The organism is Microbacterium ginsengiterrae, assembly GCF_014205075.1.
Taxonomy (GTDB): Bacteria; Actinomycetota; Actinomycetes; order Actinomycetales; family Microbacteriaceae; genus Microbacterium; species Microbacterium ginsengiterrae.
Genome location: NZ_JACHMU010000001.1, coordinates 2,964,118 through 2,988,753, shown reverse-complemented (window position 1 = coordinate 2,988,753; position 24,636 = coordinate 2,964,118). Strand labels below are relative to the sequence as shown.

The 24,636-nt window shown below is 67.4% G+C and carries 22 protein-coding genes; 16 read left to right on the top strand and 6 right to left on the bottom strand.

The window, feature by feature from the left end:
* The first annotated feature begins 66 nt into the window (after positions 1-66).
* Positions 67-1,413 carry a GH1 family beta-glucosidase gene (locus HD600_RS14520; protein ID WP_184284507.1) on the top strand — a complete coding sequence of 449 codons (1,347 nt, stop codon included), beginning with the start codon at positions 67-69 and terminating at the stop codon, positions 1,411-1,413.
* Positions 1,410-2,708, top strand: coding sequence for an MFS transporter (locus tag HD600_RS14515; protein WP_338402249.1), 1,299 nt, complete (start codon positions 1,410-1,412; stop codon positions 2,706-2,708). The genes HD600_RS14520 and HD600_RS14515 overlap by 4 nt, the downstream gene beginning before the upstream one ends.
* On the opposite strand, the gene HD600_RS14510 is transcribed toward HD600_RS14515, so the two are convergent.
* From HD600_RS14510 to HD600_RS14490, 5 genes are all read right to left on the bottom strand, one after another.
* Positions 2,632-3,381 (bottom strand): alpha/beta fold hydrolase, encoded by a 750-nt coding sequence (locus HD600_RS14510; RefSeq protein WP_184284503.1) that lies wholly within the window; start codon positions 3,379-3,381, stop codon positions 2,632-2,634. The two genes, HD600_RS14515 and HD600_RS14510, sit on opposite strands and share 77 nt — an antisense overlap.
* Before the next feature lie 100 nt (positions 3,382-3,481).
* Complete coding sequence (locus HD600_RS14505) at positions 3,482-5,188, bottom strand: ABC transporter family substrate-binding protein (RefSeq protein WP_144796467.1); 1,707 nt, start codon at positions 5,186-5,188, stop codon at positions 3,482-3,484.
* A gap of 130 nt (positions 5,189-5,318) precedes the next feature.
* Entirely contained in the window at positions 5,319-7,247 is a 1,929-nt protein-coding gene (locus HD600_RS14500; RefSeq protein ID WP_184284501.1) for an ABC transporter ATP-binding protein, read from the bottom strand.
* Complete coding sequence (locus tag HD600_RS14495) at positions 7,244-8,164, bottom strand: ABC transporter permease (protein WP_184284499.1); 921 nt, start codon at positions 8,162-8,164, stop codon at positions 7,244-7,246. The genes HD600_RS14500 and HD600_RS14495 overlap by 4 nt, the downstream gene beginning before the upstream one ends.
* Before the next feature lie 11 nt (positions 8,165-8,175).
* Positions 8,176-9,159, bottom strand: a complete 984-nt coding sequence (locus tag HD600_RS14490; protein WP_144796463.1) for an ABC transporter permease — start codon at positions 9,157-9,159, stop codon at positions 8,176-8,178.
* A gap of 236 nt (positions 9,160-9,395) precedes the next feature.
* Between HD600_RS14490 and lepA the strand changes: the two genes are divergently transcribed.
* From lepA to HD600_RS14425, 13 genes are all read left to right on the top strand, one after another.
* Positions 9,396-11,246, top strand: coding sequence for a translation elongation factor 4 (lepA, locus tag HD600_RS14485; RefSeq protein WP_184284498.1), 1,851 nt, complete (start codon positions 9,396-9,398; stop codon positions 11,244-11,246).
* A gap of 131 nt (positions 11,247-11,377) precedes the next feature.
* Positions 11,378-12,031 carry a DUF1990 domain-containing protein gene (locus tag HD600_RS14480; protein WP_184284496.1) on the top strand — a complete coding sequence of 218 codons (654 nt, stop codon included), beginning with the start codon at positions 11,378-11,380 and terminating at the stop codon, positions 12,029-12,031.
* Positions 12,031-13,248: a radical SAM family heme chaperone HemW gene (gene hemW / locus HD600_RS14475; RefSeq protein WP_184284493.1), complete on the top strand. Its 1,218-nt coding sequence runs from the start codon at positions 12,031-12,033 to the stop codon at positions 13,246-13,248. The genes HD600_RS14480 and hemW overlap by 1 nt, the downstream gene beginning before the upstream one ends.
* Positions 13,249-13,306: 58 nt before the next feature.
* Positions 13,307-14,341, top strand: a complete 1,035-nt coding sequence (gene hrcA, locus HD600_RS14470; protein WP_184284491.1) for a heat-inducible transcriptional repressor HrcA — start codon at positions 13,307-13,309, stop codon at positions 14,339-14,341.
* Between the two features lie 37 nt (positions 14,342-14,378).
* Positions 14,379-15,491 carry a molecular chaperone DnaJ gene (gene dnaJ / locus HD600_RS14465; RefSeq protein ID WP_184284489.1) on the top strand — a complete coding sequence of 371 codons (1,113 nt, stop codon included), beginning with the start codon at positions 14,379-14,381 and terminating at the stop codon, positions 15,489-15,491.
* Positions 15,491-16,228, top strand: coding sequence for a 16S rRNA (uracil(1498)-N(3))-methyltransferase (locus HD600_RS14460; RefSeq protein ID WP_184284487.1), 738 nt, complete (start codon positions 15,491-15,493; stop codon positions 16,226-16,228). Before dnaJ ends, HD600_RS14460 begins: the two co-directional genes overlap by 1 nt.
* A gap of 268 nt (positions 16,229-16,496) precedes the next feature.
* On the top strand, positions 16,497-16,805 hold the full coding sequence (locus HD600_RS14455) for a GIY-YIG nuclease family protein (RefSeq protein ID WP_184284485.1): 309 nt from the start codon (positions 16,497-16,499) through the stop codon (positions 16,803-16,805).
* Positions 16,806-17,025: 220 nt separating this feature from the next.
* Complete coding sequence (locus HD600_RS14450; protein WP_184284483.1) at positions 17,026-17,373, top strand: HIT domain-containing protein; 348 nt, start codon at positions 17,026-17,028, stop codon at positions 17,371-17,373.
* Positions 17,374-17,425: 52 nt separating this feature from the next.
* The gene (locus HD600_RS14445) at positions 17,426-18,454 is read left to right on the top strand and encodes a PhoH family protein (RefSeq protein WP_241731901.1); all 1,029 of its coding nucleotides are present in this window, start codon (positions 17,426-17,428) and stop codon (positions 18,452-18,454) included.
* Positions 18,448-18,909 carry an rRNA maturation RNase YbeY gene (gene ybeY, locus HD600_RS14440; RefSeq protein WP_144796443.1) on the top strand — a complete coding sequence of 154 codons (462 nt, stop codon included), beginning with the start codon at positions 18,448-18,450 and terminating at the stop codon, positions 18,907-18,909. The genes HD600_RS14445 and ybeY overlap by 7 nt, the downstream gene beginning before the upstream one ends.
* Positions 18,906-20,180 carry a hemolysin family protein gene (locus tag HD600_RS14435; protein WP_184284478.1) on the top strand — a complete coding sequence of 425 codons (1,275 nt, stop codon included), beginning with the start codon at positions 18,906-18,908 and terminating at the stop codon, positions 20,178-20,180. Before ybeY ends, HD600_RS14435 begins: the two co-directional genes overlap by 4 nt.
* The gene (gene era / locus HD600_RS14430; protein ID WP_184284476.1) at positions 20,173-21,069 is read left to right on the top strand and encodes a GTPase Era; all 897 of its coding nucleotides are present in this window, start codon (positions 20,173-20,175) and stop codon (positions 21,067-21,069) included. The genes HD600_RS14435 and era overlap by 8 nt, the downstream gene beginning before the upstream one ends.
* 1 nt (position 21,070) lies before the next feature.
* Entirely contained in the window at positions 21,071-22,009 is a 939-nt protein-coding gene (locus HD600_RS14425) for an NADP-dependent oxidoreductase (protein WP_184284474.1), read from the top strand.
* A 28-nt stretch (positions 22,010-22,037) separates the two neighbouring features.
* Here the strand turns inward: HD600_RS14425 and HD600_RS14420 are convergent, their stop codons facing one another.
* Positions 22,038-22,688 carry a hypothetical protein gene (locus tag HD600_RS14420; protein WP_184284472.1) on the bottom strand — a complete coding sequence of 217 codons (651 nt, stop codon included), beginning with the start codon at positions 22,686-22,688 and terminating at the stop codon, positions 22,038-22,040.
* 192 nt (positions 22,689-22,880) lie between these two features.
* Between HD600_RS14420 and leuA the strand changes: the two genes are divergently transcribed.
* Positions 22,881-24,635, top strand: a complete 1,755-nt coding sequence (gene leuA, locus HD600_RS14415) for a 2-isopropylmalate synthase (RefSeq protein WP_184284470.1) — start codon at positions 22,881-22,883, stop codon at positions 24,633-24,635.
* The last annotated feature ends 1 nt before the right edge of the window (position 24,636 follow it).

Sequence of the window (24,636 nt, the reverse complement as noted above, 5' to 3'; positions counted from 1 at the left end):
GCGCGCCGCTCGCGCCGAGCGGGACGGATGCGGCATGCTGGGCCTACCCGAGCGAAGGAGCTCAGAATGACGGATGCTTCGACCCTACTCCGCGTGCCACCGGGGCTGAGGTGGTCCGCCGCGACCGCCGCATTCCAGATCGAAGGGGCACGGGCGGCCGATGGCCGAGGTCGATCGATCTGGGACGACTTCGTCGATGCGCCCGGTCGGGTGAGAGACGGTTCGAACGCCGAGCCGGGACCGGACAGCTATCACCGGAGCGCAGAAGACATCGCGCTGCTTCGAGACCTCGGGGTCGACCGCTACCGGTTCTCGATCTCCTGGGTGCGTGTGCAGCCCGAGGGGAGGGGCGCGGCATCAGCCGCCGGGCTGGCGTACTACGACCGCCTCGTCGATGACCTGCTCGACGCCGGGATCACGCCCTTCCCGACGCTCTATCACTGGGATCTCCCGGTCGGGCTGGAGGCCGATGGGGGATGGCTCGCCCGCGACACGGCCACACGGTTCGGCGAGTATGTCGCCCTCGTGGCGGACGGCATCGGCGATCGGGTCGCGCACTGGTACACGATCAACGAGCCCGTGTCGACGACTTTGCAGGGATACGGGATCGGCGAGCTGGCGCCGGGACGCCAGCTGCTGTTCGACGCGCTGCCCACCGTGCACCATCAGCTGCTCGCGCACGGGCACGCCGTGGCGGCGCTGCGGGCGCAGGGTGCAGCGGCGGTCGGCATCGTCAACAACCACACCCTGGTGCGGCCGGCATCCGATTCGGAAGCCGACCGCACGGCGGCGGGGTTGTACGACCTCCTCCACAACAGGATGTTCGCCGACCCCGTTCTGACGGGGGAGTATCCCGACCTGTCCGCGTTCGGCATGGAGATGCCGGTGCGGGAAGGCGATCTCGCGCTCATCTCGGCGAGACCCGACTTCTATGGCGTGAACTTCTACAACCCGACCACGATCGCCGCGGCTCCGGTTGACGCACCGGTGCCCTTCGAGCCCGTGGCCACACCGAGAGTCGAACACACGGGCTTCGGGGAGCTGTGGCCGATCGATCCGCCATCGCTCACCGCCCTGCTCGTCGATCTGCACACCCACTACGGCGAGGCGCTGCCGCCGATCATCATCGGCGAGAACGGCGCATCCTTCCCCGAACCGGATCATGCGACAGCGGTGATTGACGACGAGCGCCGCATCGCCTACCTCGCCGCACACATCGGTGCCGTGGCCGACGCGGTCGACGCCGGGATCGACGTCGAGGAGTACACGGTGTGGAGCCTGCTCGACAACTTCGAATGGGCCGACGGGTTCACCCAGCGCTTCGGCCTCGTGCACGTCGATCAGACGACGTCCGAACGCACGCCCAAGGCCTCGTTCGACTGGTACCGGAATCTGATCGCGAGTACGAAGTGAACGCGCCGAGCACGCAGCCATCGCATCACGGCGGTCGCGTCGGTGGCCTCTGGCTCACGCTGTTCGGGCTCGCATGGCTAGCCGTGTGGACGGTGCAGCTCACCCCCGTCCAACTGCTGCTGCCGCTGCAGCTCGACACCCCTGGTGGCCCGTCGGACTGGATCACCGGTGTCATCTGGTCTGGCCTGATCCTGTCGATCGGCGGACTCGCCGGCGTGATCGCCGGCCCGCTCGCTGGCGCGTTGTCCGACCGCACCACCGCCCGCTGGGGAAGGCGGCGGCCATGGGCGCTCGGCGGGACGCTCCTCGCCGCCGGCTCCCTCGTGCTCACCGGAACGGCCTCTGGGCCGATCGCCGTCGGCGCCGCCTGGGTGGGGGTGTCGGTGGGGATCGCCGTGCTCTCGGCCGCCCTCACGGCGATGATCGCCGATCAGGTGTCCGCGCAGCGTGGCACGGCGTCCGCGCTGGTGAGCTCGGCTCAGGCGATCGGAATCGTCGTCGGTGTCGGAGCGGTCGTGCTCCTCGGACTCGGAATCGGAGCGAGTTATGTGTTCCTCGCCGTGCTCATCCTCATCATCGGAGTCGGCACGACGGCGTTGCTGCCGGACCCGCGGCCCACGAGCCTCCTGCAAGATGGGACGCCGGACCGCGCAACATGGCGGGAGCGCATGGGCGCGCTCCGCGACCGCGACTTCGGGTGGGTCCTCGCGAGCCGCCTCACCGTGAACCTCGGCAACGCGCTGGGCACGTCGCTGCTGCTGTTCTTCCTGCTGTACGGCATCGGCTCGCCCGCGGATACCGCGGAGGACGACCTGCTGCTACTCATCGTCATCTACACGGTGTTCGTCGTGACGGCATCCATCATCGCCGGATCGGTGTCCGATCGCACCGGGAGACGCCGTCCGATCGTCGTCTTCGCCGCTCTCGTCCAGGCACTGTCGGCTGTCCTGATCCTCATCTCACCGACGTTCATCGGCACGGCCGTCGCGGCCGCGGTGATGGGTGCAGGGTACGGCGCCTTCATGGCGGTGAGTCTTGCTCTTGCGACCGATCTGCTCCCGCGCCCGGAGCACCATGCGCGCGACCTCGGGGTCGTGAACGTGTCGGCGAACCTCGGTCAGCTGCTCGGGCCGCTGCTCGGTGCAGGGCTCGTCGCTCTCGTCGGCGGCTTCTGGCTGCTGTTCGCGGCGGCCGGGGTCCTGTCGACGGTCGGGGCTCTCATGACTCTCGCGGTGCGGCCGGCGCAGGCGCACCCTGTCGCAACGTCGCGATCGCCACATCGAGCAGAGCATTGAACACCCGAGGACGCATCGCGGTGACCAGATGCGAGGTCCGGGGGACGACGATCAGCTCGGAGTGCGGCGTGAGGCGACGGAAGATGCGCTCCTGCATGCGCAGCTGATCCAACTGCCCGTTGATCCACCACACCGGCATGCGCATCCGGCGCAGGTCCGCGGCGAGGTCGAGGGCCCCGAGGCTCCCCAGCGCGATGTCCTGGGCATCCAGTGCGTACCCGCCGGCGGCGAAGTCCGGGCGGGTCTCCTCGGGGATGGTCGCTGCGAGCACGCGCTCGGTGAGCCACAGACCCCGATCGGGCAGCGCATCGAAGGTGCGGGCGAGCGTGCGGTAGGTGGCCAGCCCGATCCCGCGCGGAAAAGCAGTGCACGAGGCACCGATGAACGCGGACACCGGGGGAGTGGCCGCCGACCCCGCGTAGGCCACTGAGAGCAGGCCGCCCATGGAATGGCCGACCAGGAGCACCGGGCCTCTGGATGCCGCGTCCCGCACCGCGTCGTCGATCGTCGCCGACGCGGCCTCCAGCGTGAAGTCCTCCGCCATGCGTGTGCCGTGGCCCGGCAGGTCGACGGCGACGGCGGGGATCCCGCGGTCCTCGAGATGCATGAGCTGGGAGCGCCACATCGTGCGCGACGTGCGGATGCCGTGCACGAGGACCACTTGGACTGTCACAGCATCCACCATACGGACCGCTCGCTGTGACGACGGTGCGGACACGAAGAAGCGGGGCCGCAGGAAGAACCTGCGGCCCCGCTTCTGCTGTCAGAAGTGCTTACTTCTCCCAGCCCACGTTCTCCACCGGCTGGACGCCGAAGCCGTCCAGGCCCACGTAGGGCTCGGGGGTGAGGTTCGCAAGACCGGTCTTCACGGCCGAGATGGACGGGCCGTTGTAGAGCGGAATCAGGCCCCACTCCTGGAAGATCTCCGCCTCGAGCTTCATGGCCGCAGCCGTCTGCTCTTCAGCGGTGGCCAGGGACTCGACCTCATCGTGGATGCGCTGGTCGGTCTCCTCGTTCTGGACACCCGAGAGGTTCAGTCCCATGTCCATGCAGTACAGCTGGCAGAACCAGGCCGCACCGAACGGGTCGGAGGAGGTGAAGCGCAGCGACGAGACATCCCAGTTCTTCGACGTGTAGTCGCTGGAGAAGTCGGTCGACGGGCGAACGTCGATCTGGAAGTCGATGCCGACCTCCTTCATCTGCTGCTGCAGCGCCTTGGCGAGAGCCTCCTGCGTGGGGTCATCGCTCCAGACGGGGTAGACGACCGAAAGCGTCTCGCCGTCCTTCTCGCGGATGCCGTCCTCGTTCTCGACCCAGCCGGCCTCCTCGAGGAGCGCCTTGGAGTCCTCGGGGTTGTACTCCCAGCCGGCCTCGGCCAGTGCGTTGGAGTAGCCGGGCTGGAACGGGAACAGCGTGAGCGAGCCGGCGGGCTCCTCTTCGTAGTCCAGGCCGTTCCAGGCGATCTCCTTCTGCTGGTCGATGTTGATCGCCTTGAAGAACGCCTCGCGGACCTTGACGTCCTCGAACTGCGGCTTCTCAGCGTCGACCTGGATCAGGGTGTTCGCGGTCTGGGTGGAACGGTAGATGGTGACATCTTCCATGTCCTTGACCTGCTCGAGGCGGTCCTTGGTGCTGGCGCCGACCATGTCGATCTCGTCCGCCTTGAAGGCGTTCATCGAGGCGGCAGCCTCCATGCCCTGGAAGGTGACCTTCTCGAGCAGCGGCTCGTCGCCCCACCACTCGGGGTTCGGGATGAAGGAGACGTAGTCCGAGTTCGCGTCGAACTCATCGATCGTGTACGGGCCTGCGCCCCACTCGGGGTGCGGGTTGTCGATCATCGCCGTGTTGAACGTCTCGGGGTCGGCGAGCGCGGGGTGGATGATGCCCGTGAGGAACGGCATCTCCGGCCAGGCGAACTCACCGTCGAACGTGACGATGGCCGTCTTGGCGGTGTCACCCTGCTCGACGGAGGCGATGGCCTTGTAGCCGTCGGTCGCGTTCGGGTTGAAGCCCTCGTCCGTGGAACGGTTGGCCTTCCACGTCGCGTCGATGGCCGTCCAGTCCATGTCGGTGCCGTCGTTCCAGTGCGCCTCATCCGTGAAGGTGAAGGTGATCTGGGTGTTGCCGTCGACGGTGTCGATGCTCCACTCGTCGAGGTACGCGTCGTGCTTGTACGGCGTGCCGTCGTCCTCCTGCAGGAGGATCTGCGGCATGTACCACGCGGCGACACGGGCGGTGTCAGCGGAACCGTCTCCGTTGAACGCGTTCAGCTGCTCGGGGATCTCGTTGATCGGGAAGCGGGCCTCGCCACCGACCTGAAGGTTCTCGCGCGGCTGCGGGTTGTAGTCCGCCGCCTTGGTCTCGACGGGCTCGTTGCCACCGTCACCGCTGTTGTCACCGGTGTCGGAGGCGCAGCCCGCGAGGGCGAGTGCGAGGGCTCCGCTGAACGCGATAGCCCCCATCAGCTTGTGCTGCTTCATGGTGCTCCTTTCGCCTTTCGGCGTGTCATAAGGCGAGAATAGTTCGCACGGTGGCGGAATTCTCCCGGGCAGAGTGAATCATGCCTAACTGTTATCGGACGGTGACCGTCTGTGATCAGCCCGAAACAGATCAGCGTGCGACCGGTTCCGCCTGCATCGTGGCGGGGTTGAAGATCAGGCGCTCTCGAGTGCGCTCGACGTCCGGGTCGGGCACCGGAATCGCCGACAGCAGCGCCTTCGTGTACGGATGCTGCGGGTTCTCGAAGATGTCGTCGACATCGCCGTGCTCGACGAAATCACCGAGGTACATCACGGCGACGCGGTCGGCGATGTGACGGATCACCGAGAGGTCGTGCGCCACGAACAGGTACGACAGTCCGAGCTTGACCTTCAGCTCATCGAGCAGGTTGATCACGCCGGCCTGGATCGAGACGTCGAGGGCTGAGACCGGCTCGTCGAGCACGATGATCTTCGGATTCGTCGACAGCGCGCGGGCGATGCCGATGCGCTGACGCTGACCACCGGAGAACGCGCCGGGGAAGCGGTCGACGTGCGCGGGGTTGAGGCCGACCAGGTCCATGAGTTCGCGAACGCGGCGGTCCACCTCCTCCTTGGGCGTGTCCACCGCGCGGAGAGGCTCCGCGATGACGTCCGCGACGGTCATGCGGGGGTCGAGCGCGCCCATCGGGTCCTGGAACACGATCTGGATGTCGCGACGGACGGCGCGCTCGATCTTCCGGCTGGTGATGTCGTTGACGCTCGTGCCGTTGATGATGATGTCGCCGTCGCGCTGCTTGACGAGATCCATGATCTGCAGCAGGGTCGTCGTCTTGCCAGAGCCGGACTCGCCGACGATCGCCATCGTCTCGCCCTCACGGACGTCGAAGGTGACGTTCTTGACGGCGTGGACCTCCCCGACCTTGCGCTTGAGGAAGGCGCCCTTCATCAGCGGGAACGTCTTGTTGAGGTTGCGCACGTCGAGGGTGACCGGCCGCTCCGAGCGCGGCGTGAGCGTCAGCGCGCTCTCGGGGACCTCGCGTACCGGGTAGACCGGAAGACCGCCGATCCGGCCGCCGTCCTCGATCTCGTGGGCGCGGATGCACGCGACCTTGTGCGGCGCCGAGGTGCCGGTGCGGACCTCGACGAGGTCGGGCTCCCTGGTACGGCACGCGTCGATGGCGATCGGGCAGCGATCGGCGAACGGGCAGGCGTCCGGAAGGTCGATCAACAGGGGAGGGTTGCCCTTGATCGGGACGAGCGGCTCCTTCTCCACCTTGTCGACGCGCGGGATCGCACCGAGCAGGCCGATGGAGTACGGCATCCGGGTGTGATGGAACAGCTCGCCGACGGGCGCGTGCTCGATCGGTTTGCCCGCATACATCACCATGACGTCGTCCGCCATACGAGCGACCACGCCCATGTCGTGGGTGATCATGATCGTCGCGGCGCCGGTCTCGTCCTGCGCCTTCTCGATCAGGTCGAGGATCTGCGCCTGGATCGTGACGTCGAGGGCCGTGGTCGGCTCGTCGGCGATGATGAGCTTGGGATTGTTCGCCATGGCGATCGCGATGACGACGCGCTGTCGCATACCGCCGGAGAACTCGTGCGGGAAGCCCTTCATGCGCTTCTCCGGCTCGGAGATGCCGACCAGGCGCAGCAGCTCCACGGAGCGCTCCCAGGCCTCCTGGCTCGAGAGGTTGCGGTGCACCGTCAACGCCTCGATGAGCTGGTCGCCGATGGTGAACACCGGAGTGAGCGAGGTCAGCGGATCCTGGAAGATCATGGCCATACCGTTGCCGCGGATCACGGACATCTGCTTGTCGCTCTTGCCGAGCAGTTCCTGCCCGTCGTAGATGATCGAGCCGGACACCTTGGCGTTCTCGTCGAGCAGGCCCATGATGGCCAGCGACGTGACCGACTTGCCCGAACCGGACTCGCCGACGATTCCGAGGGTCTTGCCCTCTTCGAGGTCGAACGAGACTCCGCGGACGGCATCCACTCGACCCGCCTCGGAGGCGAAGCTGACGGTGAGGTCGCGGACGGAGATGATGGCGCTCATGCGCGGCCTCCTGCTGCCGAGGTGGGATCGAGGGCGTCGCGCAGTCCGTCGGAGACGAGAGCCATCGAGATGGTGAGCAGTGTCAGCGCCGCTGCGGGGAAGTAGAACAGCCACGGCGCGCTGGTGATCGTGTTCGCGCCGGAGCCGATGAGAGAGCCGAGCGAGACATCGGGGATCTTCACGCCGAAGCCGATGAACGACAGACCGGTCTCGGTCATGACGGCGTTCACGATCCCGAGGGTGAAGTTGATCACCAGCAGCGAACCGATGTTGGGGATGAGGTGGCGGAGCACGATCTTGAACCCGCCCACGCCCATGTAGCGCGCCGCGTGCACGTACTCGCGCTCGCGGAGCGAGAGCGCTGTCGTCCACACCACGCGGGCCGGGAAGTACCAGCCGACGATGAAGACCATGATGAGCGCGATGACGATCCAGTTTCCGCCGGCGCGGTTCGACATCAGCGACAGGATGAGGAAGCTCGGGATGACCATCATGAAGTGGATGACGGTGAGGGTGACCTTCTCGGTCCAGCCGCCGAAGTAGGCGGCCGCCGTGCCGATGATGGCGGAGAGGATCGTCACGCCCACCGAGACGGTGACGGCGATCATGAGCGAGCGCTGCGTACCGAGGGCGACCTGCGCGAATGTGTCGTTGCCCGAGGCGGTCGTGCCGAACCAGTGCTCGGCCGACGGCGGCGTACCGAGGTTCAGGAAGTCGAGCTCGATGTGGTCCCAGCGTCCGATGAGGGGGCCGATGATCGAGAACAGCACGAGCAGGACGAAGATGATGATGCCGCCGACGGCGGGCTTGTTGCGCATGAACCGCCGCGTGTACAGCGCCATCTTCGACATGGGCTTGCCGTCACGGGTCTCTGCGACCACCGGCTCGACGGGGACTTCCACCGTCGGATCGATCATTTCGCTCATGGTCAGCTCACCCGCACTCTCGGATCGAGGACGACGACGGCGATGTCGGAGAGGATGGCGCCGATCGCCGTGAGGAGACCACCGAAGGCGGCGACGGCGACGACGCCGTTGATGTCGCTCTTGTTGATGGTCTCGAGGAAGTACTTGCCCATACCGTTCCAGGCGAAGATGATCTCCGTCAGGATCGCGCCGGTGAAGACGGCGGGGATGCTGAAGGCGACCTGGGTCGCCACCGGGATGAGCGAGGTGCGCAGCGCGTGCTTGCGGATGGCCTGCTGCTTGGTGAGGCCCTTCGCGCGGGCGGTGCGCACGTAGTCGGCGTTGATGTTGTCCAGCAGCAGCGAACGCTGAAGCAGGTGCGTGCCGGCGTATCCGACGATCACGAGCGCGATCGTGGGAAGCGTGAGGTGCTGGAGTTTGTCGATCAATACGGGGAAGAACCCCTCGACCCCCTTGCTGGCCGACCCGGTGACGTAGAAGATGCGGGTGCCGACGAGGTTGTTGAGGCCGATCGCCAGCAGCACGATGCCGAGCGCGGCGACGATGATGTTGATGTTGATCGTCACGATCGCCGCTGCCTGGCCGATGCGGTCGGCGAGCTTGTACTGGCGCGATGCCGTGTACACACCCAGGGCGATGCCGAGCACGGTCATGATGACGGTCGCACCGAGGACGAGCTCCGCGCTGACCCACATGCGGTAGCCGATCTGCTCGTTGACCGACCCGCCCGTCGGGCTGACGCCCCAGTCCCAGCGGAAGAGGATGGCGCTGAACCAGTTCCACCACCGCTCCCAGATCGGGACGGTGTCGCTGAGGTTGCGCGGCTCGAGGAGGTTGACGATCTGCTCTTCACTGAGCGGAGGGCGCCGACCGACGAAGTTGTTCCGCGGGTTGAGGAAGCCCCAAGCCAGGAAGAACGTGATGTTGGTCGCCACCACGATCATCAGCAGCCATCCCAGGAGACGGCGCAGGAGATACTTGATCAAGGTGTTGTCTTTCTCTTTGCAGGCGCGCTCGGGATCGGCCGACGCAACGCTGAGTCGGATGTCATTCAAACATCTCCGGCTCGTATGTGCGACCGAACTCCCCGCCGGCGTCTGGTACGGAGTCGGGTTGACCCTGGGACTCGATGTCGTCGAGCGGTACAGGGCAACCTCGGGAGACTATCACCGCTTCATGCGAATCGAGCATTACGGGCCCCGCAACGTAGACTGCTCCTGACATGTCACCACGCGCTCTCACTCCGCTTTCGCCTGCCGCGACGCCGCCCTCGCAGATCCGGAACTTCTGCATCATCGCCCACATCGATCACGGCAAGTCGACCCTTGCCGACCGCATGCTGCAGATCACCGGTGTCGTCGCGGATCGCGACATGCGGGCGCAGTACCTCGATCGCATGGACATCGAGCGCGAGCGCGGGATCACGATCAAGAGCCAGGCCGTCCGGATGCCGTGGCAGGACGACGCGCAGACGTACGCGCTGAACATGATCGACACCCCCGGTCACGTCGACTTCACCTACGAGGTGTCGCGGTCACTCGCCGCATGCGAGGGCGCGATCCTGCTCGTCGACGCCGCCCAGGGCATCGAGGCGCAGACTCTCGCGAACCTGTACCTCGCCCTCGAGAACGACCTGCACATCATTCCGGTCCTGAACAAGATCGACCTTCCGGCCGCCGACCCTGACCGCTTCGCGAAGGAGCTCGCCGACCTCATCGGCGGGAAGCCGGAGGACGTGCTCCGTGTCTCCGGTAAGACGGGTGTCGGTGTCGAGGAGCTCCTCGACCGGATCGTCCAGGACATCCCCGCTCCGGTCGGCGACGCGGATGCACCCGCGCGCGCCATGATCTTCGACTCCGTCTACGACGCGTACCGCGGCGTGGTGACCTACGTGCGCATGGTCGACGGCATGCTCACGCCGCGCGAGCGCATCCAGATGATGTCGACGCACGCCAACCACGAGCTGCTCGAGATCGGCGTCTCCAGCCCGGAGCCGATCCCTTCCAAGGGGCTCGGCGTCGGCGAGGTCGGCTACCTCATCACCGGCGTGAAGGACGTGCGCCAGTCGAAGGTCGGCGACACCGTGACGACCAGCCGCGGGGGCGCGACCGAGGCTCTGGCCGGCTACACCGACCCCAAGCCCATGGTCTTCTCGGGGATCTACCCGATCGACGGCAGCGACTACGCGGAACTGCGCGAGGCGCTCGACAAGCTGAAGCTCTCCGACGCCTCCCTCCAGTACGAGCCGGAGACCTCCGTCGCCCTCGGATTCGGATTCCGCTGCGGCTTCCTCGGTCTTCTGCATCTCGAGATCGTCACCGAGCGGCTGAGCCGTGAGTTCGGCCTCGACCTCATCACCACGGCGCCGAGCGTGATCTACCAGGTCACCACGGACACCGGCGAGACGGTGACGGTGACGAACCCCAGCGAGTATCCGGACGGGCGCGTGGCCTCGGTGGCCGAGCCGATGGTGAAGACGGCCATCCTGTTGCCGAAGGACTACGTCGGAACGGTCATGGAGCTGTGCCAGTCCCGCCGCGGTTCGCTGCTGGGCATGGAGTACTTCTCCGAGGAGCGCGTCGAACTGCGCTACATGATGCCGCTGGCCGAGATCGTCTTCGACTTCTTCGATCACCTGAAGTCGAAGACGCAGGGCTACGCGAGCCTCGACTACGAGCCCGCCGGCGAGCAGACGGCAGACCTCGTGAAGGTCGACGTGCTGCTGCAGGGCGACAAGGTCGACGCGTTCAGCGCCATCGTCCACCGTGACAAGGCCTACGCGTACGGCACGCTCATGACGGAGCGGCTGCGCAAGCTCATCCCTCGACAGAACTTCGAGGTTCCCATCCAGGCGGCCATCGGCGCACGCATCATCGCTCGCGAGACGATCAGGGCGCTGCGCAAGGACGTGCTCGCCAAGTGCTACGGCGGTGACATCAGCCGTAAGCGCAAGCTGCTGGAGAAGCAGAAGGAGGGAAAGAAGCGCATGAAGATGGTCGGTCGCGTCGAGGTCCCTCAGGAGGCGTTCATCGCCGCACTCTCCGGTGACGTCGACGGCAAGGACAAGAAGTAGCCGACGGAGTTCGACGACGGACGCTGACCGCTTCCGTGCCGTGTCGATCGGGGAAGCCGCGCTCGGCCGTCGGATTCTCAGGCACACCCGTATGGGGACGCCGTCCAGGAAGACTCACTAGGGTGGAAGACATGCGGCGCGGGACTTTCCGAGACGACACGGTCGACTATGCGGCGGTCGGGGCCACACACGCTCCTGACCTCATGCAGTATCCCCCGGAGCGCAGCATCCCCGCGGAGGATTCCTGGCGACTCGGCAGCGGCGAAGAGCGCTTCCGCACGGCGGGCGACGCACTGCTGTCATGGACGGCGCAGCGCGCGGCCGGACTCACCGTGGAAGATCTGCGTCCGGCATCCGGCCCCGCATACACGGGCGTCGCGTTCGACCCGGACGGCAACGCCGTGGCGCCGAGCAAGCGCGAGGTCGAGCAGCGCTTCGACGCCGATGGGACCCCGTTCGCCGGCCCCGGCATGACGCTGCACCTGCGCGGTCGCGTCGCGGGCATGCGTGCGGACGCCGAACTGCGTGTGATCTCCGTCACTGACGAGGTCCGGCGCGTCGGTCTCGTCCTCGGGACGGTCGGCGGTTCCGTCGTCAGTGGCGAGGAGCTGTTCGAGATCACCTGGCGTGAGGACAACGACGAGGTCTGGTTCACCGTGCGCGCGTTCGACGCTCCGAACTCGCTCGTCTATCGGCTCCTGCCCTTCCTGATCCGGCGCCGTCGTAAAGAGCTCTTCGCCCGCTACCTGCGTGCGATCTCGCCGCTCTACGCGACGCCTCTGTGATGGCGGGTCCTCTGCCGATCGGCGATCCGGCGCCAGTGGACGGCCGGCTCCCCGCAGATCTCCCCATGGATCCGTCGACGCCGTTCTCCGCCTATATGCACGTGCCGTTCTGCCGCGTACGTTGCGGATACTGTGACTTCAACACCTACACCTCCGGTGAGCTGCGCGGTGCGCGCCAGGACGAGTACGCCGACACCCTCGGTGGCGAGATCGCGCTGGCCCGTCGGGTCCTCGAGGACATCGGCGGTCTGCGCCCCATGGACACGGTGTTCTTCGGCGGCGGCACGCCGACCCTGCTCCCGCCGGGCGACCTCGCGCGGATGCTGGACGCCGCAGTGTCGGCCTTCGGAATCGTCGAGGGCGCGGAGGTCACGGTCGAGGCGAATCCCGACACCGTCACGCCTGCCGTCGCCCGGACGCTGGCGGATGCCGGTGTGACACGACTCTCCGTCGGCATGCAGTCGGCCGTCCCGCATGTGCTGGCGGCGCTGGATCGGACGCACCGCCCGGAGAACGTCCGCACCGCGGTGGATGCCGCACGCGATGCCGGACTCGACGTCAGCGTCGACCTCATCTACGGCGCTCCCGGCGAGACGCTGGCGGACTGGGAGGCGTCGCTCGAGGCTGCGATCGCACTGGATTCCGGACACATCTCGGCGTACGCCCTCATCATCGAGGACGGCACGAAGCTCGCCAGGCAGATCCGGCGCGGCGAGGTGCCGGCCCCGGACGACGACCTGCAGGCCGACATGTACGAGCTCGCCGACGAACGGCTCGCGGCCGCCGGGTTCGACTGGTACGAGGTCAGCAACTGGGCGCGCGGCGACGAGTACCGCTCGCGTCACAACCTCGCCTATTGGCGGGGGAGTGACTGGTGGGGCTTCGGCCCCGGCGCGCACAGTCATGTGGCAGGGCTCCGCTGGTGGAACGTGAAGCACCCCGCCGCGTACGCGCAGCGGCTCGCGGCATCCGAGTCCCCGGCCGCGGGGACCGAGCGGCCCGACCCCGTCGCGCATCAGCTCGAGCGCGTCCTCCTCGAGACGCGACTGTCCGACGGGCTGGCGATCGGCGATCTTCCGCTGCCGCACCGTTCACGCGTGGCGGGGCTGATCGCCGACGGCCTCGTCGACGGCGGCGCCGCGATCGCCGGGCGGATCCGCCTGACGCTGCGGGGTCGTCTCCTCGCGGATGCGGTGGTACGCGCGCTGACCGACTAGCTCAGCGAGTAGAATTGGCACTCTGAGTGTACGAGTGCCAGCAGGAGAGGAGTACAGGATGGTCACGGAACGTGGACTGCAGGTACTCCGTGCGATCGTGCAGGACTACGTCGAGACGCACGAACCCGTCGGCAGTAAGCGCATCGTCGACCGGCACTCCTTCGGCGTCTCCGCTGCGACGATCCGCAATGACATGGCGCTCCTCGAGGACGAGGAGCTCATCGCGGCGCCGCACACCTCCTCGGGTCGTGTTCCCACCGACAAGGGCTATCGCGTCTTCGTGAATCACCTCGCCCAGCTACGCCCGCTCTCCGGTGCACAGCGCAGCGCGATCGAATCGTTCCTCACCGATCCTGCCGATCTCGACGACCTGATGGCCCGCACCGTGCGCGTGCTCACCCAGCTCACCGGACAGGTCGCACTCGCCCAGTACCCCTCGTTCGCACGAGCGCACCTGACGCACATCGAACTCGTCTGTCTCGCCCCGAACCGCCTGCTCGTCGTCCTCGTGACGGATGCCGGCGGTGTGTCGCAGCGCATCGCGGTGCTCCCGGTCGATGTCGATGACGCCGATGTCGCGGTCCTGCGCGCGCGGCTTTCCGCCCTCCTCATCGGACGGACGGTACGTGGCGCGACCGATCGGGTCCAGACGATCGGGCAGGGGACGGAGAACTCCACGGTCGAGCAGGCGCTCCGGCATCTGGCCGGGATCATCGGCGAGGAGCTGGCGGAGTTCCGTCAGGAGCGCCTCGTCATGGCGGGGGCTGCGACGCTGGCCCGCCGTGAACAGGACTTCCGCGGCAGCATCCATCCGCTCCTCGAAGCCATCGAGGAACAGGTGACGCTGCTGCGCCTGATGAGCGAGATGGTCACCGACGAGCACGGCCTCGCGGCGAGCATCGGTTCGGAGAACGAGGCGTTCGGTCTCCCCGAGGCGTCGATCGTGACGAGCAACTACCTCGCCCCTGGCGGCACCGCCAGAGTCGGAGTGATGGGGCCGACCCGGATGGACTATCCGAGCAACCTCGCAGCAGCGCGGGCAGTCGCCCGCTACCTGTCGCGACTGCTCGACGAAGACGAGGCGAGCCGCTGAGCGGCTCGCGGCAGTACGCACACGCAGGAAGGTGATTGTGGCGGACCATTATGAGGTCCTCGGAGTGTCGCGAGACGCTTCGACGGATGAGATCAAGAAGGCGTACCGGAAGCTCGCGCGCCAGTTGCACCCCGACGTGAACCCGGGGGAGGACGCGGCAGAGCGGTTCAAGCTCGTCACGCACGCATACGACGTGCTCAGCGACGACGAGTCCCGTCGTCGCTACGACATGGGCGGCGGAGACGGCGCCGGAGGCGACTTCGGCGGGTTCGGAGGCTTCGGCGACATCTTCGAGACGTTCTTCGGCGCCGGCGGTGGCGGCGGTCGCTCCGGCCGCCCGCGCTCGCGCAAGGAGCGCGGTCAGGATGCGCTCGTGCGCGTCACGCTCGACCTGGGCGACGTCGTCTTCGGCGCGCACCGCGACATCGAGGTCGACACGGCGGTGCTGTGTCAGACCTGCGAGGGGTCGTGCACCCAGCCGGGTACGCAGCCGGTGACCTGCGACATCTGCGGCGGCACCGGGCACGTGCAGCGCCAGGTCCGCAGCCTCCTCGGCAACGTCGTGACCTCACAGCCGTGCGGCACGTGCCAGGGCTACGGCACGGTCATCCCGCATCCGTGCGCCACGTGCAACGGACAGGGCCGCGTGCGTTCGCGCCGCACCGTGTCGCTGGACATCCCTGCCGGTGTCGAGACCGGACTGCGACTGCAGCTGCCCGGTTCCGGCGAGGTCGGTCAGGCCGGTGGCCCCAACGGAGACCTGTACGTCGAGGTGACCGTCGAACCGCACCCCGCCTTCAGCCGCGACGGCGATGATCTGCTTGCGACGCTCGAAGTGTCCATGGCCGACGCCATCCTCGGGACGGAGACGACCATCGACGGTCTCGACGGCAAGGTGGATCTGGAGATCCGTCCCGGCGTGCAGTCCGGAGACGTCCTGACCATCAAGGGCCGCGGGATCACACCGCTGCGGGGCAACCAGCGCGGTGACCTCCGCGTCGGTGTGCAGGTCGTGACCCCCACGAAGCTCGACTCCGCGCAGCGGAAGCTCATCCAGGACTTCGCCAAGAAGCAGAAGGCGGCGGGCCCGCAGCTCGCTCAGTTCCAGCAGGGACTGTTCTCGAAGCTGCGTGATCGGTTCCGCCACTGATGGCGCTGCACTTCCTCGTCGAGGCCTGCTCGGGAGCGGCGGTCGGCGACACCGTCTCCCTCTCGGGTGCGGAGGCCAAGCACGCAGCGGTGGTCCGACGGGTGCGTGTCGGCGAGTCCGTCACTGTCGGCGACGGCAGTGGGGTGTGGCTCGAGGGCACGGTCGCGGATGTGTCCGCGTCGCGCGTGGATGTGACGATCACCGCGCAGTCCGCAGCAGCGGCGCCGAAGGTGCGGCTCGTGCTCGTCCAGGCCCTCGCGAAGGGTGACAGGGACGAGCTCGCCGTGCAGACCTCCTGCGAACTCGGCGTGGACGAGATCGTGCCATGGCAGGCTTCCCGCAGTGTGTCGCGTTGGGAGGGCGCCAAGGCGACCAAGGGCCGGGAGCGCTGGGCGACGATCGTCCGCGAGGCGGCCAAGCAGGCTCATCGTCCGTGGGTGCCCTCGGTCTCAGAGGCCTCGTCGACCGCCCAGGTGATCGCCAGGGCGGGCGGAGCGCGGATGCTGGTGCTCGACCCGACCGCGACGGCCAAGCTCTCGGATGTGGCGGTGGATGCTGAGGCCGATCACGACGTCATGCTCGTCGTGGGCCCCGAGGGCGGCATCTCCCCGGAGGAGCTGGAGAAGTTCGAGGCGGCAGGAGCGGAGCGGGTGCGCCTCGGCGACACGGTCCTTCGGACCTCCACCGCCGGCCCCGCCGCGATCTCCGTGCTCTCGGTGGCGCTCGGCCGCTGGTAGCCCTAGTCCGACGCCCCCGGCTCGTTGAGCGGGCGTTCTTCCCTCGGATGGGTCGTTGAGTGAGCGTTCTTCCTGCGGGTCGTTGAGCGAGCGGAGCGAGACGAAACGGGCTGAGCGAGGAGCGCAGCGACGAGTCGAAGCCTGAGCGGCGTTCTTCCTGCGGGTCGTTGAGCGAGCGGAGCGAGACGAAACGGGCTGAGCGAGGAGCGCAGCGACGAGTCGAAGCCTCCCCCCGGCCGATGTCCGCCGCTCCGTCTACGGTGCATCCATGGCACACGCATACATGCTCCGATGCTGTGACGGCACACTCTACGTCGGCAGCACGATCGACCTCGATCAGCGGCTCCGCCAGCATCAGGCAGGCATGGGCGCCGAGTACACCAAGCGACGTCTTCCCGTGGAGCTGTTCTGGTGTGGGGAGTTCGACGCCATCGACGAGGCTTTCGCGTGGGAGAAGCGGCTGCAGGGATGGAGCCACGCCAAGCGGGTCGCATTCGCCGAGGGCGGGCTCGACGCCGTGATCGGATGGCAGAAGCGCCAGCGGGCCGCGAAGGGGAGAGCGGCTTCGGCTCGCTGACGCTCGCTCAGCCCGTTTCGTCTCGCTGCGCTTGCTCAACGACCCGGGGGAGGCGACGGCTTCGTCTCGCTGCGCTCGCTCAGCCCGTTTCGTCTCGCTGCGCTCGCTCAACGACCCGCGGGGGGTGGGCCGCACGACGACCTGCGGGGCAGAGGCCGCTCGACGACCCGCGGCGAACCGGGCCAGGGACGATGGGCTGTTGCGCCCGTAGAATGAGTTCATGACCGAACCGTCGATCTTCACGCGCATCCTCTCGGGCGACATCCCCGGAGAGATCGTGCTCGAGACCGAGACCGTCTTCGCGATCCGCGACATCAACCCGCAGGCACCGCTGCACATGCTCGTCATCCCCAAGACGGAGCAGTTCCGCGATGTGACCGAGCTCGCCGCCGGAGACCCTCAGCTTCTCGCCGAGATGGTCGCGGTCGCCAAGCGCATCGCGGACGAGCACGCCAACGGCGAGTACCGTCTCATCTTCAACAACGGACCCAGCGCTGCGCAGTCCGTCTTCCACGTGCACGCTCATGTGCTCGGCAACCTCGAGGAGAACAAACTCGTTGGCTTCTGACGATTCCCAGTCCCCGTCTGTGACAGAGCGCGTCTACGCGGACGGCGTCGCCATGGTGCAGCTGCTCGGCCCGCAGGATCGTCTGCTGCGGATGCTCGAGAAGGAGCATCCTGCTGTCGACGTCCTCGTCCGGGGCAACGAGATCACCCTCACGGGTGCGTCCGAGGCCGTCGCGGCGGCCAAGAGCCTCGTGGACGAGCTGATCACCATCACACGCGAGGGCGCCGATCTCGCGCCGTCCGACGTGGCGACCTCCGCACGGATGCTGCGCCGCGAGGGCGGCCCGCGGCCGAGCGAGGTCCTCGGCGAAGCGATCCTGTCCACGCGCGGTCGTGTCATCCGCCCCAAGACACCGGGGCAGAAGGAGTACGTCGACGCGATCGACGAGAGCACGATCGTCTTCGGAATCGGGCCTGCCGGTACCGGCAAGACGTATCTCGCGATGGCGAAGGCCGTCCAGGCGTTGCAGCGCAAAGAGGTCGAGCGCATCATCCTCACCCGTCCCGCCGTCGAAGCGGGGGAGCGGCTCGGCTTCCTGCCCGGCACGCTGACCGACAAGATCGATCCGTATCTGCGGCCGCTCTACGACGCGCTGAACGAGATGATGGACCCCGAGATCGTTCCACGGCTGATGGCCACCGGCACGATCGAGGTCGCGCCGCTCGCCTACATGCGTGGGCGCACGCTCAACGACTCGTTCGTCGTGCTCGACGAGGCGCAGAACACCACGCCGGAGCAGATGAAGATGTTCCTCACCCGTCTGGGCTTCGGAACGAAGATGGTCGTCACCGGCGACATCACCCAGGTCGACCTCCCGCAGGGGGCCTCCGGCCTCCGGCTCGTGACGCAGGTCCTGAAGGACGTCGACGACATCCACTTCGCGCGGCTCACGAGCGAGGATGTGGTCCGGCACTCCCTCGTCGGCCGCATCGTCGACGCGTACAGCGAGTACGACGAGCAGCGCATCGCCGCGCGGCATGAGCGCGACCAGGCGCACGAGTTCGCCAACCGTGCCGATCGCCGCGCCGGAATGCGACCTGGCCCGAAAGACCGGATGCCCAAGCGAGGACACTCATCATGATCGAGATCAACAACGAGTCCGCGATCGATGTCGACGAGACGGTTCTGCAGCGCCTCACCGATTTCAATCTCGCGCAGCTGCATGTGAGTGCGGACGCCGAGGTCGCGATCGTCCTCGTCGACGAGGGCGCCATGGAGGCCCTCCACGTCCAGTGGATGGATGAGCCGGGCCCCACCGACGTGCTCAGCTTCCCCATGGACGAGCTGCGCCCCGGCACCGAGGATCATCCGACCGCACCCGGGCTCCTCGGCGACATCGTGCTCTGCCCGCAGGTGGCCGAGACGCAGGCGCAGGCAGCGGGTCACACCCTGATGGACGAGCTGATCCTGCTCACCACGCACGGACTTCTGCACCTGCTCGGCTTCGATCACGCCGAGCCCGATGAGGAGCGTGAGATGTTCGGGTTGCAGAAGGAGCTGATCGGCGGCTTCGCGCGTGCCGAACGCGGCCGATGACCGAGATCCTCCTGCTGATCGGCGCCGTTCTCCTGGTGGCGTTCGGCGGTCTCATGGCGGCGATCGACGCCGCATACGGCGTCACCTCCCGCGCCGACCTCGAAGAGATGGCGATCGAGGGGCGACAGTCGGTCGCTCTTGACCGCATCGCCGAGGACATCGACGCCCACGTCAACGCCGTCGCCTTCATCCGCGTCCTCGTCGAGGTCACCGCAGCGGTGCTCGTCACCGTTGCGTTCACGATCCTGTTCGAGAACATCTGGTGGGCGATGCTCGCCGCCGCCGTACTGATGACCGGCATCACGTTCGTCCTCGTCGGCGCCAGCCCCCGCACCGTCGGTCGCCAGCACTCCGAAGGCATGATCCGCGGCACGGCGTCGATCGTCCGCGGCATGCGCATCATCCTCGGGCCGCTCGCGCAGGGCCTGGTGCTGCTCGGCAACCGGGTCACCCCCGGGACGGTCCGCAGCTCCTTCACGAGCGAGGACCAGCTCCTCAGCATGGTCGACGAGGCCGCCTCGCACGACCTCATCGAGGAGGACGACCGGGACCTCATCCACTCGGTGTTCGACTTCACCGACCAGTTCGTGCGCGCCGTCATGGTGCCGCGCACCGAGATGGTGACGGTGGATGCCGAGGCGACCACCGAGGAGGCGATGTCGCTCTTCCTCAACCGCGGTGTCTCGCGCGTACCGGTCGTCGACGACGAGGCCGACGATGTCGTCGGCGTGCTGTACCTCAAGGACCTCGTGCAGTTCGCCTACCGCGACGACCAGGCATGGCGCGCAGCATCCATCCGTCCCATCGCACGGCCGGCGACCTTCGTGCCCGAATCCATGCGTGCGGAGACCCTGCTGCAGCAAATGAAGCGCGATGCCGTGCACGTGTGCCTCGTCATCGACGAGCACGGCGGCATCTCCGGGCTGGTGACGTTGGAGGACCTCATCGAGGAGCTCGTGGGCGAGATCTCCGATGAGTACGACCACGCCGCCGCCGAAGTCGTGGATCTCGGCGGAGGACGCTATCGCGTCAGCGCGCGGCTGTCGCTGGACGACGTCGGAGACCTGTTCGGCATCGAACTCGAGGACGAGGACGTCGATTCCATCGGCGGTCTGCTCGGCAAGGCGGTGGACCAGGTCCCGCAGCCGGGAGTGACCGCGACCATCGACGGGCTCGTGCTCACCGGTGGCGCATCGCGTGGACGAGGACGCGGCATCGCGACGGTGTTCGTCGAACGGGCAGAAGTGACAGAGGAGAATGAAGATGACTGAGATCGAACGCTCCGGATTCGCCACGTTCGTCGGGAGGCCCAACGTCGGCAAGTCCACGCTGACGAATGCGCTGGTCGGCGAGAAGATCGCCATCACGAGCGAGAAGCCGCAGACGACGAGGCGGGCGATCCGCGGCATCCTGAACCGCCCGCACGGCCAGCTCGTGATCGTCGACACCCCTGGCATCCACAAGCCGCGCACGCTGCTCGGCGAGAGACTCAACGATCTCGTCGAACAGGTCCTCGGCGACGTCGACGTCATCGGCTTCTGCGTACCGGCGACGGAGAAGGTGGGGCCCGGTGACCGGCGCATCGCCGCATCGCTCGACGGGTACGGGCGCGCCAAGAAGATCGCGATCGTGACGAAGACGGATGCCGCGGACCGCGACCAGATCACCGAGCGACTGATCGAGGTCGACGCGCTGCGTGAGGACTGGGCCGCTGTGATCCCGCTTTCCGCGCTCACAAGGGAGCAGCTCGACGTGCTCTCGGATGAGATGCTCGCACTCATGCCGGAGGGCCCGCCGCTGTACCCGGAGGGTGTCGTCACCGACGAGTCGATCGAGGACCGTATCGCCGAGATGATCCGCGAGGCCGCGCTCGAGGGCGTGCGCGACGAGCTGCCCCACTCGATCGCCGTTGTCGTCGACGACGTCACGCCGCGCGAGGACAGCGATCTCACCGACGTGCACGCATCGATCGTCGTCGAGCGGGACAGCCAGAAGGCCATCATCATCGGCCGCAAGGGGTCGCGGCTCGCCGAGGTCGGCGCACGCGCCCGAGCCGGCATCGAGGAGTTGCTCGGAACACGCGTCTTCCTCGGCCTTCATGTGAAGGTCGCCAAGGAGTGGCAGCGCGACCCGAAGAAGCTCGGTCGTCTGGGGTTCTGACATGCCGGCGCAGTGGATCGCGACGTCGTGGGGGAGCCCGGACGGCTGGGAGTTCGTCGAGCATGTGCCGGCTCGCCCCCGACGAGGCGAGATCACCGTGCGCGTGCGCGCCGCCGGGGTGAACCCGGCTGATGCCAAGCACGTCGCCGCGCCACGCCCCGGGGTGACTCTGCCCGTCCCGATCGGATACGAGATCTCCGGCGTCGTCACCGGTGTCGGTCCGGACACCCCGATCGGGTCCGGCCCTGTCGAGGTCGGCGACGAGGTGCTGGCCTTCCGCATCCAGGGCGGCTACGCCGACGAGGTGACCATCCCGGCCGAGAAGGCGTTCCACAAACCGGCCGCGCTCTCGCACCCTGAAGCGGCGAACCTGCTGCTCGCCGGAACCACGGCGGCGCAGATGCTGGCCGTGACGAATGCGGCGCCGGGGGAGACGATCCTGCTCCACGGCGCATCAGGAGCCGTCGGTGTGAGTGTCCTCCAGCAGGCCGCGCTTCGCGGCATCCGCGTCATCGGCACCGCCAGTGAGGCCCGTTTCGACGTCGTCCGGGGGTTCGGCGGGGAGCCGATCGCGTATGGTGCCGATCTCGCGGACCGCGTCCGTGCGATCGCCGGGGGACCGCTCGCCGCTGCACTGGACGCCGTCGGAACCCACGAGGCCGTCGACACGTCGCTGGCCCTCGTCTCCGACCGCAGGCGCATCGTCACGATCGCCGCTGCGGCGCGAGCGCAGGACGAGGAATTCGGCTGGATCGTCGGCTCGCAGCCGGAGAGCACCCGGTTCAGGGATGCGGCGCGCGCCGGTCTCATCGAGCTCGCCGCGCGAGGCGACCTCGTCGTACCGGTGGCCCGAACCTATCCGCTCAGGGAGGCCCAGGAGGCCCTGCGATTCCTCTCCGGCGGCCACCCGGGTGGGAAGATCGCCCTCATTCCCGAGTGAGCCCGTTCCTGGCAGTCGTCCGGTTCGATCAAAGCGCCGCGGGTCGCAGGGCCGAGCGCACGATGACCACGCCCACGCCGTAGTCGTCATCCGCCGCGCGCTGCAACGTGCCGTCATCCCACAGCACGTCGACCCATACCCTGCCGTCATCCGGGTACGAGGCGAGATACCCGGTGGAACCGAGCCGATCGGGAAGCTCGTCCTGGATGACGGTGAGCTCGGACTCAGGCGTCGATCCTGGTTCGCCGCCGGTGGGGTCCGTGCGGGCGGGCGGGTCGTACAGCGCCAGCGGCACGGGGGCGCCGGTGAGCGTCAGCGCACTGCCGTCGTACGTCCCCGTCAACGCATACTGGCCCCAGCGGACGGATCCGCTGCTCTCGGCGCCGTCCGCATCGTCCCACGCCCATCCGCGGAGGGGGAGACCCGAGCACTGCGGTGGGTACGATTCGGCGACCGGACCGAGGCAGACCTCGACCGTGCCGTCGACATCGATCACCGTTCCCTCTCCGACCACCTCGGCTTCGGGCGGCGCCGGTGCGAGGGAACCGAGACTCTGCCCGGCCGGGGCATCGGAACTGGAGGGCGGCGCACTCCCCGGCGACGCCGCGCACCCAGCCAGAGCGAGCATTCCGCCAAGCAGGGCGGCGGCGGAGATCCTGAGAACACGCAATCTGCTCATACTCCTCAGTGTCCACGGCGGATCGGATGTCTCACGCCAAGTGTGTGATCGTGTCGCTCTGCTGTTAGGATCGATGCATGTCTTTCGGCGGTCTGCTTCTTCTTAGCTGCCGCGACGAGTCCTCAAATTAGGGCCTTCCTCGTCGCGGCGCTTGTGCTGGCCCGCCATATCTGACGAGAGAAGAAGCCCATCATGAAGAACTCCCAGCGCCCCTCCGCGATGCCGATCCACAAGTACCGGCCGTTCCACGAGCAGATCACGGTCGAGCTCCCCGACCGCACCTGGCCCTCCCGTCGGATCACCGAGGCGCCCCGCTGGTGCGCGGTGGACCTGCGCGACGGCAACCAGGCCCTGATCGACCCGATGTCGCCCGAGCGCAAGCGCGTGATGTTCGAGCTGCTCGTCGGCATGGGGTACAAGGAGATCGAGGTCGGTTTCCCGTCCGCCAGCCAGACCGACTTCGACTTCGTCCGCCAGCTGATCGAGGAGAACCTCATCCCGGACGACGTCACCATCCAGGTGCTGACGCAGGCACGTGAGCACCTGATCGCGCGGACGTACGAGGCGATCGCCGGTGCGAAGCAGGCCATCGTGCACCTGTACAACTCGACCAGCATCCTGCAGCGCGACGTGGTGTTCCGCACCGACAAGCAGGGCATCATCGACATCGCGCTCGAGGGTGCGCGACTGTGCAAGCAGTACGAGAAGACGATCCCCGGCACCGAGGTCTACTACGAGTACTCGCCGGAGAGCTACACCGGCACCGAGCTCGAGTTCGCGGTCGACATCTGCAACCAGGTCATCGAGGTCTTCGAGCCCACCCCGGATCGCAAGGTCATCATCAACCTGCCGGCCACCGTCGAGATGGCCTCGCCGAACGTGTACGCCGACTCCATCGAATGGATGGGCCGTCACCTGAATCACCGCGAGAACATCATCATCTCGCTGCATCCCCACAACGACCGCGGGACCGCCGTGGCCGCCGCCGAACTCGGATACATGGCCGGGGCGGACCGCATCGAGGGATGCCTGTTCGGCAACGGAGAGCGCACCGGGAACGTCGACCTCGTCGCCCTCGGCGTCAACATGTTCACCCAGGGCATCGACCCCCAGATCGACTTCAGCGACATCGACCAGGTCAAGCGCACGGTCGAGTATTGCAACCAGCTTCCGGTCCCGGAGCGCAGCCCCTGGGCGGGCGACCTCGTCTTCACGGCGTTCAGCGGCTCGCACCAGGATGCCATCAAGAAGGGCTTCGAGGCGATGGAGGCCAAGGCAGCAGCCGAGGGCAAGACCGTCGACGAGATCGAGTGGGCCGTGCCGTACCTGCCGGTCGACCCGAAGGACCTCGGCCGTTCGTACGAGGCGGTCATCCGGGTCAACTCGCAGTCCGGCAAGGGCGGGGTGGCGTACCTGCTCAAGACCGACCACGCCATCGATCTGCCGCGCAAGCTCCAGATCGAGTTCTCCGGTGTCGTGCAGTCCAAGACGGACAGCGAGGGCGGCGAGATCACGAGCGATGAGATCTGGTCGATCTTCAACGACGAGTACCTGCCCGCCGAGGACACCGAGGCCAAGTGGGGCCGCTTCGAGCTGCTCGCGACCCAGACGCGCAGCGACATGTCCGGTGAGGTCTTCCTCGACGTCGTCATCCGCGACGGCGAGTCCGAGTTCTCGGTGACCGGACAGGGCAACGGTCCCGTCGCCGCGTTCGTCGAGGTGCTGCGCGGTCAGGGCTTCGACATCACGGTGTACGACTACGTCGAGCACGCGCTCAGCGCCGGCGGTGACGCCCAGGCGGCGTCGTACGTCGAGCTGCAGGTCGACGACCAGCGCCTGTGGGGCGTCGGCATCGACGGCGACATCTCGACGGCGAGCCTGAAGGCGATCGTTTCCGGAGTGAACCGCGCGATCCGCTCGCGCAGCGAGCAGCTCGCCGCCGTCTGAG

What these genes read in the sequence shown, in the direction of transcription:
- HD600_RS14520 (WP_184284507.1), top strand. Translation starts at nt 67, where the DNA reads ATGACGGATGCTTCGACCCTACTCCGCGTGCCACCGGGGCTGAGGTGG.
- HD600_RS14505 (WP_144796467.1), bottom strand. Translation starts at nt 5,188, where the DNA reads ATGAAGCAGCACAAGCTGATGGGGGCTATCGCGTTCAGCGGAGCCCTC.
- HD600_RS14500 (WP_184284501.1), bottom strand. Translation starts at nt 7,247, where the DNA reads ATGAGCGCCATCATCTCCGTCCGCGACCTCACCGTCAGCTTCGCCTCC.
- HD600_RS14495 (WP_184284499.1), bottom strand. Translation starts at nt 8,164, where the DNA reads ATGATCGATCCGACGGTGGAAGTCCCCGTCGAGCCGGTGGTCGCAGAG.
- lepA (WP_184284498.1), top strand. Translation starts at nt 9,396, where the DNA reads ATGTCACCACGCGCTCTCACTCCGCTTTCGCCTGCCGCGACGCCGCCC.
- HD600_RS14480 (WP_184284496.1), top strand. Translation starts at nt 11,378, where the DNA reads ATGCGGCGCGGGACTTTCCGAGACGACACGGTCGACTATGCGGCGGTC.
- hemW (WP_184284493.1), top strand. Translation starts at nt 12,031, where the DNA reads ATGGCGGGTCCTCTGCCGATCGGCGATCCGGCGCCAGTGGACGGCCGG.
- hrcA (WP_184284491.1), top strand. Translation starts at nt 13,307, where the DNA reads ATGGTCACGGAACGTGGACTGCAGGTACTCCGTGCGATCGTGCAGGAC.
- HD600_RS14460 (WP_184284487.1), top strand. Translation starts at nt 15,491, where the DNA reads ATGGCGCTGCACTTCCTCGTCGAGGCCTGCTCGGGAGCGGCGGTCGGC.
- HD600_RS14455 (WP_184284485.1), top strand. Translation starts at nt 16,497, where the DNA reads ATGGCACACGCATACATGCTCCGATGCTGTGACGGCACACTCTACGTC.
- HD600_RS14450 (WP_184284483.1), top strand. Translation starts at nt 17,026, where the DNA reads ATGACCGAACCGTCGATCTTCACGCGCATCCTCTCGGGCGACATCCCC.
- HD600_RS14445 (WP_241731901.1), top strand. Translation starts at nt 17,426, where the DNA reads ATGGTGCAGCTGCTCGGCCCGCAGGATCGTCTGCTGCGGATGCTCGAG.
- HD600_RS14435 (WP_184284478.1), top strand. Translation starts at nt 18,906, where the DNA reads ATGACCGAGATCCTCCTGCTGATCGGCGCCGTTCTCCTGGTGGCGTTC.
- era (WP_184284476.1), top strand. Translation starts at nt 20,173, where the DNA reads ATGACTGAGATCGAACGCTCCGGATTCGCCACGTTCGTCGGGAGGCCC.
- HD600_RS14425 (WP_184284474.1), top strand. Translation starts at nt 21,071, where the DNA reads ATGCCGGCGCAGTGGATCGCGACGTCGTGGGGGAGCCCGGACGGCTGG.
- HD600_RS14420 (WP_184284472.1), bottom strand. Translation starts at nt 22,688, where the DNA reads ATGAGCAGATTGCGTGTTCTCAGGATCTCCGCCGCCGCCCTGCTTGGC.
- leuA (WP_184284470.1), top strand. Translation starts at nt 22,881, where the DNA reads ATGAAGAACTCCCAGCGCCCCTCCGCGATGCCGATCCACAAGTACCGG.